At 75.6% G+C, this 12393-nt stretch carries 11 protein-coding genes and 1 pseudogene; 8 read left to right on the top strand and 4 right to left on the bottom strand.

Annotation, left to right across the window (positions count from 1 at the left end; all coding sequences use genetic code 11):
* The first annotated feature begins 625 nt into the window (after positions 1–625).
* The 3 genes and pseudogenes from R4Z62_RS00950 to R4Z62_RS00960 all read left to right on the top strand — a co-directional run bounded on the left by R4Z62_RS00950 (position 626) and on the right by R4Z62_RS00960 (position 3818).
* A complete protein-coding gene (locus tag R4Z62_RS00950; protein ID WP_491518842.1) occupies positions 626–1828 on the top strand; it encodes an IS110 family RNA-guided transposase in 1203 nt (400 codons plus the stop codon).
* Positions 1829–2191: 363 nt separating this feature from the next.
* Positions 2192–2804: pseudogene (locus R4Z62_RS00955) on the top strand (response regulator).
* A gap of 36 nt (positions 2805–2840) precedes the next feature.
* Entirely contained in the window at positions 2841–3818 is a 978-nt protein-coding gene (locus R4Z62_RS00960) for a zinc-dependent alcohol dehydrogenase family protein (RefSeq protein ID WP_491518843.1), read from the top strand.
* A 71-nt stretch (positions 3819–3889) separates the two neighbouring features.
* Here R4Z62_RS00960 and R4Z62_RS00965 read toward each other — a convergent pair whose 3' ends face one another.
* Positions 3890–4348: a hypothetical protein gene (locus R4Z62_RS00965; RefSeq protein WP_491518844.1), complete on the bottom strand. Its 459-nt coding sequence runs from the start codon at positions 4346–4348 to the stop codon at positions 3890–3892.
* A 125-nt stretch (positions 4349–4473) separates the two neighbouring features.
* Positions 4474–5388, bottom strand: coding sequence for an NmrA family NAD(P)-binding protein (locus R4Z62_RS00970; protein WP_389595420.1), 915 nt, complete (start codon positions 5386–5388; stop codon positions 4474–4476).
* Between the two features lie 90 nt (positions 5389–5478).
* Here R4Z62_RS00970 and R4Z62_RS00975 point away from each other — a divergent pair, with 90 nt between their 5' ends.
* Positions 5479–6429, top strand: coding sequence for a helix-turn-helix transcriptional regulator (locus R4Z62_RS00975; RefSeq protein ID WP_382846326.1), 951 nt, complete (start codon positions 5479–5481; stop codon positions 6427–6429).
* Here the strand turns inward: R4Z62_RS00975 and R4Z62_RS00980 are convergent.
* A complete protein-coding gene (locus R4Z62_RS00980; RefSeq protein WP_491518845.1) occupies positions 6417–7685 on the bottom strand; it encodes a spore photoproduct lyase family protein in 1269 nt (422 codons plus the stop codon). The two genes, R4Z62_RS00975 and R4Z62_RS00980, sit on opposite strands and share 13 nt — an antisense overlap.
* A gap of 74 nt (positions 7686–7759) precedes the next feature.
* On the bottom strand, positions 7760–8047 hold the full coding sequence (locus R4Z62_RS00985; protein WP_355484297.1) for a hypothetical protein: 288 nt from the start codon (positions 8045–8047) through the stop codon (positions 7760–7762).
* Positions 8048–8231: 184 nt separating this feature from the next.
* Here R4Z62_RS00985 and R4Z62_RS00990 point away from each other — a divergent pair, with 184 nt between their 5' ends.
* The 4 genes from R4Z62_RS00990 (at position 8232) to R4Z62_RS01005 (ending at position 12387) form a co-directional block, all read left to right on the top strand.
* Complete coding sequence (locus tag R4Z62_RS00990) at positions 8232–8615, top strand: hypothetical protein (protein WP_382846331.1); 384 nt, start codon at positions 8232–8234, stop codon at positions 8613–8615.
* A gap of 124 nt (positions 8616–8739) precedes the next feature.
* Positions 8740–10335, top strand: a complete 1596-nt coding sequence (gene crtI, locus R4Z62_RS00995; RefSeq protein ID WP_491518846.1) for a phytoene desaturase family protein — start codon at positions 8740–8742, stop codon at positions 10333–10335.
* Positions 10322–11317, top strand: a complete 996-nt coding sequence (locus R4Z62_RS01000) for a phytoene/squalene synthase family protein (RefSeq protein ID WP_064530959.1) — start codon at positions 10322–10324, stop codon at positions 11315–11317. The genes crtI and R4Z62_RS01000 overlap by 14 nt, the downstream gene beginning before the upstream one ends.
* On the top strand, positions 11314–12387 hold the full coding sequence (locus R4Z62_RS01005; RefSeq protein ID WP_355484289.1) for a DUF5914 domain-containing protein: 1074 nt from the start codon (positions 11314–11316) through the stop codon (positions 12385–12387). The genes R4Z62_RS01000 and R4Z62_RS01005 overlap by 4 nt, the downstream gene beginning before the upstream one ends.
* Positions 12388–12393: the final 6 nt, after the last annotated feature.

Below are 12393 nucleotides of genomic sequence, written 5' to 3' on the forward strand. Positions count from 1 at the left end.
ACAGGTGCTGTCGCGGGACGGCAGGACGCCGGTCGTCAGACAGGCGTTGACGGCGTGCTCGACGCAGGCGTTCCCCGGGGCGCGCCGTGGTAGGTCTCCGGGTCGTGTGAGGCCGCCGACCGGTCAGCGCACTGGCTCGCGGTCTGGACGGCGAACGTGCCGTCCGTGTCCGGGGCGGCCAGACCGGTGAGGGCCTGCTCCAGGCTCGGGGTGGGGCCGGCCCTGGCGCCGCGGGCGGCCCGCAGCAGCACCCGGACGTCGGCGGCGCAGCCCGCGTACGTCTCGTCGCTGTCGCCCGCGGTGACGCTCCACAGGAGCTGCGGCAGGTTGCCGCTGTCGACGGTGTGGGCCTCGGCGCACCGCCCCGTTATCTTCTTCGCGGTCCTGCAAGAGGGCCGCTGGCCTCCGGGCCCGGCATGACTGTTGCCCCCTGTCGATCGGATGACCTGGGGGGTGGTGTCACCGGGCCCGAGGGGTGCCGTCGGAGACGCTGATCAGAGGTCCGGCCATCGCCTGGCCGGGCGAAATGCCCGGCTGCTCGCGGGCGGCAGGTCTGCATAACGTGGCTGCGCGAGAACGGCTCCCGACCTCGGGGCCGGCACACGTCGACACATGTGGGGGCACGGTGATCAGCATCGACGGGGTGGGCGTCTTCCTGGGCCTGGACGTCGGCAAGCAGACCCATCACGGACACGGACTGACCCCGGCCGGGAAGACGGTCTTCGACAAGCCGCTGCCGAACAGCGAACCGAAGCTGCGGGCGGTCTTCGACAAGCTGAAGGCCAAGTTCGGCACCGTCCTGGTGGTCGTGGACCAGCCCGCCTCCATCGGCGCCCTGCCGCTGACCGTCGCCCGGGACGCCGACTGTCAGGTCGCCTACCTGCCCGGCCTGGCGATGCGCAGGATTGCCGACCTCTACCCCGGCGAAGCCAAGACCGACGCGAAGGACGCCGCCGTCATCGCGGACGCCGCCCGCACCATGCCCCACACCCTGCGCACCCTCGACCTGACCGACGAGGTCACCGCCGAGCTGACCATGCTCGCCGGCTTCGACCAGGACCTCGCCGGCGAGGCCAACCGCACCTCCAACCGCATCCGCGGCCTGCTCACCCAGTTCCACCCCAGCCTCGAACGCGTCCTGGGCCCGCGCCTGGACCATCCGGCAGTGACCTGGCTCCTCGAGCGCTACGGATCCCCACAAGCACTCCGCAAAGCGGGCCGCCGCAAACTGGTCGAGGTCGTCCGGCCCCGGGCGCCGCGCATGGCCGAGCGGCTGGTCGACGACATCTTCACCGCGCTCGACGAGCAGACCGTCGTCGTCCCGGGCACCGGCACCCTCGACGTGATCGTGCCGTCGCTGGCGAAGTCGCTGGCCGCCGTCCACGAACAACGCCGGGCCCTGGAAACGCGGATCGAGGCACTGCTGGAGGCCCACCCTCTTTCCCAGGTCCTGACCTCGATGCCCGGCATCGGCGTCAGGACCGCCGCAGTCCTCCTGGCCACCATCGGCGACGGCAGCAGCTTTCCCACCGCCGCCCACCTGGCCTCCTACGCCGGCCTTGCCCCGGCAACCCGCCAGTCCGGCACGTCGCTCCACGGCGAGCACGCCCCCAGAGGCGGCAACCGGCAGCTCAAACGCGCGATGTTCCTCTCCGCGTTCGCAGCCCTCCACGACCCCGCCTCCCGCACCTACTACGACCGCTGCCGAGCCCGCGGCAAAACCCACACCCAGGCCCTCCTCCGACTCGCCCGCCACCGCATCAGCGTCCTGTTCGCCATGCTCCGCGACGGAACCTTCTACGAACCCCGCAGCCCTCGCCTCGCTTGACGAAGGACATAGAGGCACCCCCCCGGCCTGGTCGAGCGCCGTGCCCTCGGCGTCCTCCGGGCCGTCCGCGTCCTCCGGGCCGTCCACGCACCTGTGCCAGGCCGGGGTCTGGCGCCGACACGGAGTCCCAACCGCTGCCCGGCATGGCCCAGTTGGAGGTGCTGGCCGAACAGATGCGGGCCGCCGGACCGCCGGCCGTCCTGGACGTGCTCGGTGACCGCAGCCGGGTACCGGCCGCGGCCCGGCTGACCGCGTACCGCCTGGGGTGGGAAGCCCTCACCAACACGCTCCGGCACACCCCGCACGGCACCCGGGTCAGGGTCAGGGTCAGGGTCGTGAGTCTGGCCGAAGGTGTCACCGTGGATGTCGTCGACGACGGCCCCGGCGGGCGAAGCACCGGCCCGGCGCCGGGGCACGGCATCGCCGGGACGCGCGAGCGGACAGCCGCCCACGGCGGGCGGCTGTCGGCCGGTGGCGTTCCGCACCGTCCTGGGCGCGCAGCCGGACGTGGAACCGGTCGGCGGCGCCGCCGACGGCGAGGAGGCGGTGCGGCTCGCCCGGCGGCTGCGGCCCGACGTGGTCCTCATGGACGTACGGATGCCGGGGACGGACGGGATCGAGGCGACCCGGCGGATCGTGCGGACGGTGCCGGACAGCAAGGTGCTCATCCTCACCACCTCCGGCCTCGACGAGTACGCGTTCGCCGGGCTCCGGGCTCCGGGCGGGTGCGTCGGGCTTCCTGGTGAAGAACGCCCGCCCCGAGCGGCTGCGGCCGCTCACCGCGCGCGAGCGGCAGGTGCTCGCCCGGGTGGGCCGCGGTCTGACCGACGCCGAGATCGCGGACACGCTGCATCTCGCGGAGACGGCCGTGAAGTCCCATCTGGGGCGGATCCTCCAGAAGACCGGGCTGCGCGACCGCGCGCAGGCCGTGGTCCTCGCCCACGAGAGCCGCCTGGTGCGGCCCGACCTAGGATGAGACGTCCTGGACACATGTACGAGAGGGAGGCTGTCCATGCTGGCTGCCGTGGCCGACGCGCCGGGCCGGCTCGCGGAGGCGGTGGCCGTGCGCGAGGTGGGCGGGCCCCCGGCCCCCGGCGCGGGCGAGGTCGTGGTGCGCATGGTCGCGTCGACCGTCAACCCCTCCGACGCGGTCACCGTGTCGGGCGCGTACGGGTCACGGACCACGTTCCCCCTGGTCCCGGGCTTCGAGGGCGTGGGCGTGATCGAGGCCGCCGGGCCGGGCGTGCCGCCGGGGGCGGTCGGCCTGCGGGTGCTTCCGCTGGGTTCGGCGGGGGCCTGGCAGCAGTACAAGCGGCTCGCGTACCCCTGGTGCGTCCCCGTGCCGGACGACCTTCCCGACGAGGTGGCCTGTTTCGCCTACGTCAATCCGCTGACGGCCGTGACGATGGTCGAGCGGTTCTGCGGGCCGGGCGTGCGCCACGTGGTGGTCACGGCGGCGACCTCGGCCATCGGCGGGCAACTGGCGGAGCTGCTGGCCGGGCGAGGGATCACCCCGGTCGGCGTCGTACGGGGCACACCGGGCCGGACGGTGGCCGAACCCTCCCGGTGGCGGGCGGTGATCGCGTCGGACGGCCCCGGGTGGCGCGAACGGCTGCGGGCGGAGACCGGCCCGGGAGGCGCCGATGTCGTCCTCGACTGCGTCGGCGGTGACGTGGGCGGCGCCGTGCACGCGCTGACGGCCCGCGCCGGTGTGTTCGTCCACTACGGCCTGCTGTCGGGGACGCCGCTCCCGGCGGAGTGCTTCACCGGCGGGGGTGCCCGCGTGGAGCTGTTCCGGCTGCGCGACGTCGTCCAGCGGACCGGCGGCCGCCACCTGCCCGCACTGTTCACGCCGGTCTTCGAGCACCTGCGCCACGGCCGTCTGGGCACGGCCGTCGCACGGCGCGTCGGGCTCAGCGGACTCGCCGCACATCTCGGGAGCCCGGCGGCCGCGCAGCCGGGAAAGACCCTCATCGCACTGCAGGCGTGACGACGCCGGAACAGCCGTCCGCGCAGCCGGTGCACCGAGTCGGCTCCACCGGCCGCGCGGACGCCGTACGCCTACGGGTGGTAGATCTCCCGCAGGGCGGTGATCCGGCCGTGGCCGTCGACGCGGTAGGAGAAGTAGGGGCTGTTGGCGAGCTTGTGGTGCACCAGCCACCGCGGGGTGACCTCGACGGTGTCGGTGTCGTGGAGCACCTCGACGGTGGCGCCCGGCGCGAAGGACAGCGACCGGGTCGCTCCGCTCGGGGTGTAGATGACGTCCTCGTCGTTCTCGGTGTTCACCACGCACGTCTGCGGGGTGACGCGTACGACGGTCGTGCCCCGGACGTTCGCGGCCGACCTGAGTTCGAGGAAGTGCCGGTGACCGGCGGGCAGTTGGCAGGGCTTCCAGGTGGTGGCGGACACGGACGGGCTCTTCGCCGCCCGGCCCGGCGCGGCGCCCGCGGTGCCGCTGGTGGCGGCGAGCAGTGCGGCGGCGGAGGCCAGGACGGCGACGGCGGCGTGACGGTGGTTCATGAGCATCCTCTGCTACGAGGGATCCGCTGACGTCGAGGGAGAGGGCCGGCCGCGGGCGCGGGTTTCAGCGGGAGCCGACTGTGACGGGACGGTGACACGGAGCGTCGCGCGGCGGAGGCCGGCCGTCAGCGATCCGTCCTCGGCGCCGGCCCGGTTCCGCCGCCGCGGGCGGCGAGCAGGGGCCGCAGGTGGGCGTGGGCCCAGCCCGCCAGGGCGGTGGGCGTGGTGGTGACGGCGTCGCGGGGCTGCTCGGGGACCAGGGTGCGGGTGCCCGTGGTCATGCCGACGACGGCGTCCACCGCGTCCTGCGCCAGACCGGCCGCGGCCAGCGTCCGGCGGACGTCCTCGTCGGACACCGTACGGAGCCGGATCTCGCGGCCGAGCGCCGCCGTGAGGATCTGCGCGACGCGCCGCCACGACAGGTCCTCGGGGCCGTGGACGCCCTGGACGGTGCGGCCGTGCCAGGTGTCGCAGAGCAGCCGGGCGGCGGCGATGTCGCCGATGTCGCGCGGGTCGGTCCAGGGCAGGGTCCGGTCCGGAGCGTCGGCGGTGGTCAGCCGCCCGGCGGCCAGGTCGTCCAGGGAGAGGAGCAGGTTGGTGAAGAAGTAGCCGCAGCGCAGGTGGAGCACGTCGGCGCCGGTGGCGTCGAGCTGTTCCTCGACGGCGGCCAGTCCGTCGATGTGGCCCGCGCCGTGCCGCAGTTCCGCTCCGACGCTGCTGAGGAACACCACGCGCCGCACGCCCCCTTCGCGCACGGCGGCGGCCAGGCCCGCCCCGGTGCGGCGCGAGGTGCCCACCGGGTCCTCGGCGGTGTGCGGCGTCGGGTCCACCAGGAAGGCCGCGTCGGCGCCCGCCATCGTCTCGCGGACGAAGCCCGCGTCGGTGAGGTCGCCGCGGCGGGCGTCCACCCGCTCCCGGACGTCCGGCTCCAGCCGGGCCGGATCGCGCACCAGGACACGGGGGCGCACGCCGGCCTGGAGCAGCAGCCTGACCACCCGCGAGCCGACATGGCCGGTGGGGGTGGTGACGACGATGGTCATGGGGTCTCCTCGGTTGCGTGGTCCGGTGTGCCCGGCACCGTAACGGCCCTTGCGGCCGGAATCTGACCGCAAGGGTGCGAGGCTGGGCCCATGAATCACCCGAGTGCCCGGATGCTGGAGCTGCTGTCGCTGCTGGCCGCCGGGGTCCCGCGCGGCGGGGCCGACCTCGCGGCGCGGCTCGGTGTCTCGCCGCGCACCCTGCGCAGGGACGTGGAACGGCTGCGGGACCTGGGCTACCGGGTGCAGTCGGCGCGCGGGACCGGCGGCAGCTATCTGCTCCCCGCCGGGCAGGGCGTGCCGCCCCTGCACCTGTCCGAGGAGGAGGCGGTGGCCACGGCGGTGGGGCTGCGGCACGCCGCCGCCGCGTACGGGACGGACGGACCGGGCCCGGCCGACACCGCCCTGCGCAAGCTGGAACAGGCGCTGCCCGCACGGCTGCGCGGCCGGATCGAGGCGCTGCTCGCGGCCACCGAGGTGCCGGGCGGGGCGGGCCCGGCGGACGGCCTCGGCACGCTGGAGCGCCTGGCCACGGCCACGCACCTGCGCTCGCGCGTGTGCTTCCGGTACGCGGCCCGGGACGGCGGCAGCGGCGAGCGACGTGCGGAGCCGCACCGCCTGGTGCTGCTGGCGCACCGCTGGTACCTGCTGGCGTGGGACGGGGACCGCGCGGCCTGGCGCACCTTCCGGGTGGACCGGATCACGGATCTGCGGGTGCCGGGCACGACGTTCCCGCCGCGTCCGCTGCCCGAGGGGTCCGCCGGGCTGTTCCCCGGTCCGGGCGCGGCGCGGGGCGCGGTGCTGTTCCTGGCGCCGGCCGGGGCGGTCGCCCGGCGGCTGACCGCCCGCGCGGGCACGCTGGAACCGGCCGGGCCCGGCCGCTGCCGGTATCTGACCGGCGCGGACGACTGGGACTGGCTGGCGGGCGCCCTCGCCTCGGTGGGCCTGCCCTACCGCGTCGAGGGCCCTGCGGAGCTGGTGCGCGCCACCCGGGCCCTGGCCGCGCGGGCCGCCGCTGCCGCGCCCGCGGATCAGAAGGCGTAGCGCACGGTGAGCCAGGGCGCGTGGGCCGCGATCAGTTCCCGCAGGCGCCCCACGGCGGCACCCTTCAGACCGGTGCGGTAGCGGACGTTGTCGTCCCCGTTCTGCGACCGCTTGGCCTCCTGGACCTCCGGGCGCCACAGCAGCTCCTCGGCGCGCGGGTGCCAGCCGAGGTTGATCTCGTGCAGTGGGCGGTTGTGGGTGAGCAGGATGACCTCGGCGGCGGCCTGCGCCTTGACGGCCGCCGGGAGCACGTCGTCCAGCTGCCGCAGCAGCTCGGCCCAGGCCGCCTCCCAGCCGGGCCGCAGGACGACCGGCGACAGGTTGAAGTGGACCTCGTACCCGGCCTCGACGAAGTCCGCCGCGGCGGCGATCCGCTCGGGCACCGGGCTGGTGCGGATGTCCAGCAGCCGGGCGTCCTCCTGCGGCATCACCGAGAAGCGGACCCGGGTGCGTCCGCGCGGATCGAGGCGGAGCAGGTCGCGGTTGACGAACTTGGTGGCGAAGCTGGCCTTGGCGGTCGGCCAGGCTCGGAAGGCCCGGATCAGGTCGGCGGTGTTGTCGCTGATCAGCGCGTCGACGGAGCAGTCGCCGTTCTCTCCGATGTCGTAGACCCAGGCGGTGGGGTCGCACTGGTTCGGCGCCGGTTTGCGGCCCTGCCCGGCGACATGCCGCTCCAGGTGGGCCAGGATGCGGTCGATGTCGGTGAAGACGGTGATCGGGTTGGCGTAGCCCTTGCGGCGCGGTACGTAGCAGTAGGCGCAGGCCATGGCGCAGCCGTTGGAGGCGCCGGGCGCGATCCAGTCGGCGGAGCGGCCGTTGGGGCGGGTGGTCAGGGTTCTGCGCACGCCCAGGATCAGTGTCTCGGTCTTCACCCGCACCCACCGCTCGACGTTCCCCTCGTTGCCGTGCAGGTGCGGGATGCGCCAGTGCGAGTCGACCTCGCTCACGCGGGCCTGCGGGAACCGCGCCAGGATCTGCCGGCCGCGCGGCGACACGGCGGCCGCGGGCTCGGCGTGGATCTCGCGGATCCGCAGCAGCCGCGCGGCGGCCGAGGACGTGGCCTCCCCGGCCCCGCAGGACGGCTCGGCCGCGGGCCGGGGATCCGGCTGCGCAGAGGTCGAAGGGGTCCGGGGCGCCGAGGCGTCGATCAGGTCGTCGAGGGGGAACAGGCTCGCCTGGCGCGGGCCGTGCTGGCCACGCGGACCGTGCAGGCCGCGGGGGCCATGGGGGTCGCTGGGGTCGCGGAGTGGGGGCATACGGGATCCGGCGGGCTGGGGCGGTGTGCTGGCCCCTCCATTGTCCTCCGCCCGGCGGCCCGCCCCCGGCCGTGTCAGGACGTGCTGTCGCAGGCCCGCTCGGCCTCGGCGGCCGTCACACTGCGGTGCACGTCCGCGTCCGCGAGTTCCTGGCGTTCGGCGGCACCGGGGTTCCCGCCCGCCGCGATCCGGGCCTCGTACGCCTTCTTCGTCCGGTCGAAGTCCTGCTGCGCCCGGTCCGCGGCGGCCTGCGCCGCGGTGCAGTCGTCGGCCGGGGCGGCGGCCGCCGGGAGTGCCGTGCCGGCGAGAGCCAGCATGGCGGCCGCCGCTGCGGCCGTGGTGAGTGCGCGGATCGTTCGCATGCTCGGGATCTCCTTGCCGGGGGCAGCCCTCGAATGACTCCCTTCGAGTGACCCATCGCGGACCACTCACCTGGCTCCGGGCGCCATTGCATCCGTTTTCACCCGTTCGGCGGAGCGCGCATGCCGTCGCGGCGCCGGGCGGCTGCACTGGACGGACAGGCACACCCGGCAGGGAGGAGCGCACATGCGCAGCGCAACCACTTCGACCGCCCTGGTCACGGCGGTCCTGAGTCTGGGTCTCGCGGCCGGTGGGGCGTCCGCCGCCCCGGCTGCCCGGGTGTCGCCGACGACGGTCGCGGCCGGAGGCACGGTCACGATCCAGGTCGGCTGCGACACGGGCACGGCACCGGCTGTCGCCGCCACGTCGCAGGCTTTCGCCGACGGCACGGTCACCCTGCGCCGCACACAGGGCACCGTCTACACCGGAACGGCCGCGATCGCCCCCGCCGGGAACTTCACCTCCGGCGGCCCCGACCCCGTCGGGCGGCTGTCCGAGTGGAGCGTGGACGGAGCCTGCCCCGACGGCGGACGGTTCCGGGCCGGTTTCACGGTGGACCGCGGCCGCTGACCGCCTCCGTCCGGCCCTGTGGCTCCGCAGGGACGCCGTTGCGCCGGTGGGGTGACCTGCGTCCACAGCGGCCCGCGTACCGGGCAGGCATCTGCGCGACCGCACCCGCGAGAGGAGGTCGCGCATGCCGGTACGTGCCGGAGGCGGCGTGAGGACGGTGCCGGGCCCGACGGATCATGTGGTCGTGGTGGGCGCCGGTCTCTCCGGTCTCGCCTGCGCGCTGCATCTGCTGGGCGCGGGCCGCCGGGTCACGGTCGTCGAACGGGACGCCCTGCCCGGCGGCCGGGCGGGACGCGTGCGCCTGGGCGGCTACGAGCTGGACACGGGGCCCACGGTGCTGACCATGCCGCACCTGGCCGACGAGGCGTTCGCGGCCGTGGGCGACAGCCTCGCCCGTCATGTGGAGCTGACCCCCCTGCACCCGGCGTACCGGGCGTGTTTCGCGGACGGGAGCTCGCTCGACGTGCACACCGCGGCGGAGGCCATGGAGGCCGAGGTCAGACGGTTCGCGGGCCCGGCGGAGGCGGCCGGCTACCGGGCGCTGCGGGACTGGCTGACCCGGCTGTACCGGGCGCAGATGCGGCGCTTCATCGACACGAACTTCGACTCGCCCTTCCAGCTGCTGCACCCGGACCTGGCCCGGCTGGCGGCCCTGGGCGGCTTCGGGCGGCTGGACCGGCGGATCGGCCGCTTCCTGTCCGACCCGCGCCTGCGCCGCGTCTTCACCTTCCAGGCCCTGTACGCCGGTCTCGCCCCGGCCCGTGCCCTGGCGGCCTACGCGGTGATCGCCTACATGGACACCGTGGCCGGGGTCTGGTTCCCCAGGGGCGGCATGCACGCACTGCCGCGGGGCATGGCTCAGGCCGCGGGCCGCGCGGGCGCCGCGTTCCGCTGGTCGGCCGAGGCGACCGCACTGGAACGCTCGGCGGGCCGGGTCCGCGCCGTACGGCTGGCCACGGGCGAGCGGATCGCCTGCGACGCCGTGGTCCTGAGCTGCGAGCTGCCCGTCGCGCACCGGCTCGTGGGGCGCGCCCCGAGGCGCCCGGTGGGCCTGCGGCACTCGCCGTCGGCCGTCGTGCTGCACGCCGGTACGGACCGCACCTGGCCCGGTCTCGCGCACCACACGCTGTCCTTCGGCGCGGCCTGGGAGCGGACCTTCGAGGAGCTGACCCGCTCCGGGCGGCTGATGAGCGACCCGTCGCTGCTGATCACCCGGCCCACGGCCCACGACCCCGGCCTGGCACCGCCGGGCGGCCACCTCCACTACGTCCTGGCGCCCTGTCCGAACACCGACGTCGGCCCCGGCGCCGCCGCCTGGCGCGACCTGGGGCCCCGCTACCGGGACAGCCTGGTCGCGGAGCTGGAGCGCCGGGGCCTGGCCGGGTTCGCGGGCAGCGTCCGCGAGGAACTGCTCGTCACACCGCTGGACTGGACGGCGCGGGGGCACGCGGCGGGCAGCCCGTTCTCGGTGTCGCACACCTTCGCGCAGACCGGTCCGTTCCGGCCGCGCAACCTGGTCCGCGGTCTGGAGAACGTCGTCCTGGCGGGCTGCGGCACCACCCCCGGTGTCGGTGTGCCCACGGTCCTGCTGAGCGGCAAGCTCGCCGCCGCCCGCGTCACCGGCGGCGCCGCGCGCCCCCGCTCCGTCCCCGTCCGCCCCGCGTCCCGCACCGTCCGGGCCGTCGCAGCGACCACGGAAGGCGCTCATGACCCGTCGTGAACTGGACGCCGCCGGCATCCGCGATCCCGCCCTGCGCGCCGCCTATCTGCGGTGCCGGCGGCTCAACGCCCGCCACGGCAGGACGTACTTCCTGGCCACCCGGCTGCTCCCGGTGGAGCGCCGGCCGGCCGTGCACGCCCTGTACGGCTTCGCCCGCCGGGCGGACGACATCGTCGACGATCTCGACGGGACCCGGACGGCGGAGGAACGCGACCGCGCGCTGCGCCGGCTGGAGGACGGCCTCGCGCACGGGCTGCGCACCGGGGAGGGCACCGAGCCCGTGGTGCGGGCCCTCGCGGACACCGCCGGACGGTACGGCATCGCGCACACGCTGTTCGCCGACTTCCTGGCGTCGATGCGCAGCGATCTGCGGGTCACGGACTACGCGACCTATGCCGATCTGCGGGCGTACATGCACGGTTCGGCCGCGGTGATCGGGCTCCAGATGCTGCCGGTGCTCGGCACGGTCGTGCCCCGCGAGGAGGCGGCACCGCACGCGGCGGCCCTCGGGGTGGCGTTCCAGCTGACCAACTTCCTGCGGGACGTGGGCGAGGACCTGGACCGCGGGCGCGTCTATCTGCCGGCGGACCTGCTCGCGGCGCACGGCGCGGACCGCGCGCTGCTGGAGTGGAGCCGCCGTACGGGCCGCACCGACGCGCGGATCCGGGCGGCGCTGGTCGCCGCCGAGGAGCTGACGCGAGGGGTGTACCGGACGGCGGAGCCGGGCATCGCCCTGCTCGATCCGCGCACCCGCCCGTGCATCCGGGCCGCGTTCACGCTCTACGGCGGCATCCTGGACGCCATCGCGGACCAGGGCTATCCGGTGCTGCACCGGCGTGCGGTGGTCTCGCGCGGACGCCGGGCGGCGGTGGCGGCGGCCGGGGTCGTACGGGTCGCCGCCGCGCGCCACCGCGCACGGGCCGGGCGCCCGGCGCCGCCCGTGGCCGGGGCGGCGCTGCGACGGGAAGGGCAGCGGGGGTGAGCGGGCGGGCGGACCGGACCGGCTGGACGCCGCCCGTGCGGCGGCGGCGCCGCTCACGCTGGGCGGCGCAGGCACCGACCTGGCGGCAGGCGCGTCCGGCGCTGATCGCCGCCGCGCTCGCGCGGGCCTCGGAGCGGCCGACCGGCAACTGGTTCGTCGTCGGTGCCTCCCGGGACGTGCCCGCCGGAGGCCGGCCGCTCGGCCGGACGGTGGGCGGGACGGAGGTCGTGCTGTGGCGGTCGGACACCGGCGAGCTGCACGCGGGGCCGGGCGCCTGCCCGCATCTCGGGGCGCCCCTGCGGGAGGGCCGGGTGGTGTGCGGCACACTGGTGTGCCGCTGGCACGGACTGGCCCTGGACGGCGGGCCGTTCACCGGCTGGGACCCGTATCCGGCGCATGACGACGGTGTGCTGGTGTGGGTCCGGCTCGACGCGGTCGGCGGCGAGGAGCCGTCGGACCGTCCCCGGGTGCCGGAGCGTCCGGCGGCGGGCGGCGCGGTGGACGCCGTGTTCACGGCCGTCGGGCGGTGCGAACCGCAGGACGTGGTCGCCAACCGGCTCGACCCGTGGCACGGTTCGTGGTTCCACCCGTACGCGTTCGTGGACCTCACGGTGGTCCGGCCGCCGCGGGAGCGGGGCGACGACGACGCCTTCGTCGTCGATGTGTCCTTCCGGCTGACGGGCCGCCTGGTGGTGCCGGTGCGCGCCGAGTTCACGGCACCCGGGCCCCGTACGGTCGTCATGCGCATCACGGAGGGCGAGGGGGCCGGTTCCGTGGTGGAGACCCATGCCACGCCTCTGACCGGTCCCTCACGGGTGCCGCCCCGGACCGCCGTCGTCGAGGCGGTCGTGGCCGCCTCGGACCGGCGCGGCTTCGCCCTCGCGCGAGCCGCGGCGCCCGTGCTGCGCCCGTTGATCCGACGGACGGCCGGACGGCTGTGGCGCGACGACCTCGCCTACGCCGAGCGGCGCTGGGAACTGCGCGGCGCGGGCCGTTTCCCCGGAGCGGGCACGGCAGCACACCCTCGGGTGGCCGCAGAGGCAGCCGAGGACCGTGGCGCGCGGGGGTGAGCGCGC

The organism is Streptomyces sp. PL-25 (assembly GCF_058344915.1).

What these genes read in the sequence shown, in the direction of transcription:
- R4Z62_RS00985 (WP_355484297.1), bottom strand. Translation starts at nt 8,047, where the DNA reads ATGCGAACGATCCGCGCACTCACCACGGCCGCAGCGGCGGCCGCCATG.
- R4Z62_RS00990 (WP_382846331.1), top strand. Translation starts at nt 8,232, where the DNA reads ATGCGCAGCGCAACCACTTCGACCGCCCTGGTCACGGCGGTCCTGAGT.
- crtI (WP_491518846.1), top strand. Translation starts at nt 8,740, where the DNA reads ATGCCGGTACGTGCCGGAGGCGGCGTGAGGACGGTGCCGGGCCCGACG.
- R4Z62_RS00960 (WP_491518843.1), top strand. Translation starts at nt 2,841, where the DNA reads ATGCTGGCTGCCGTGGCCGACGCGCCGGGCCGGCTCGCGGAGGCGGTG.
- R4Z62_RS01000 (WP_064530959.1), top strand. Translation starts at nt 10,322, where the DNA reads ATGACCCGTCGTGAACTGGACGCCGCCGGCATCCGCGATCCCGCCCTG.
- R4Z62_RS00965 (WP_491518844.1), bottom strand. Translation starts at nt 4,348, where the DNA reads ATGAACCACCGTCACGCCGCCGTCGCCGTCCTGGCCTCCGCCGCCGCA.
- R4Z62_RS00980 (WP_491518845.1), bottom strand. Translation starts at nt 7,685, where the DNA reads ATGCCCCCACTCCGCGACCCCAGCGACCCCCATGGCCCCCGCGGCCTG.
- R4Z62_RS00970 (WP_389595420.1), bottom strand. Translation starts at nt 5,388, where the DNA reads ATGACCATCGTCGTCACCACCCCCACCGGCCATGTCGGCTCGCGGGTG.
- R4Z62_RS00975 (WP_382846326.1), top strand. Translation starts at nt 5,479, where the DNA reads ATGAATCACCCGAGTGCCCGGATGCTGGAGCTGCTGTCGCTGCTGGCC.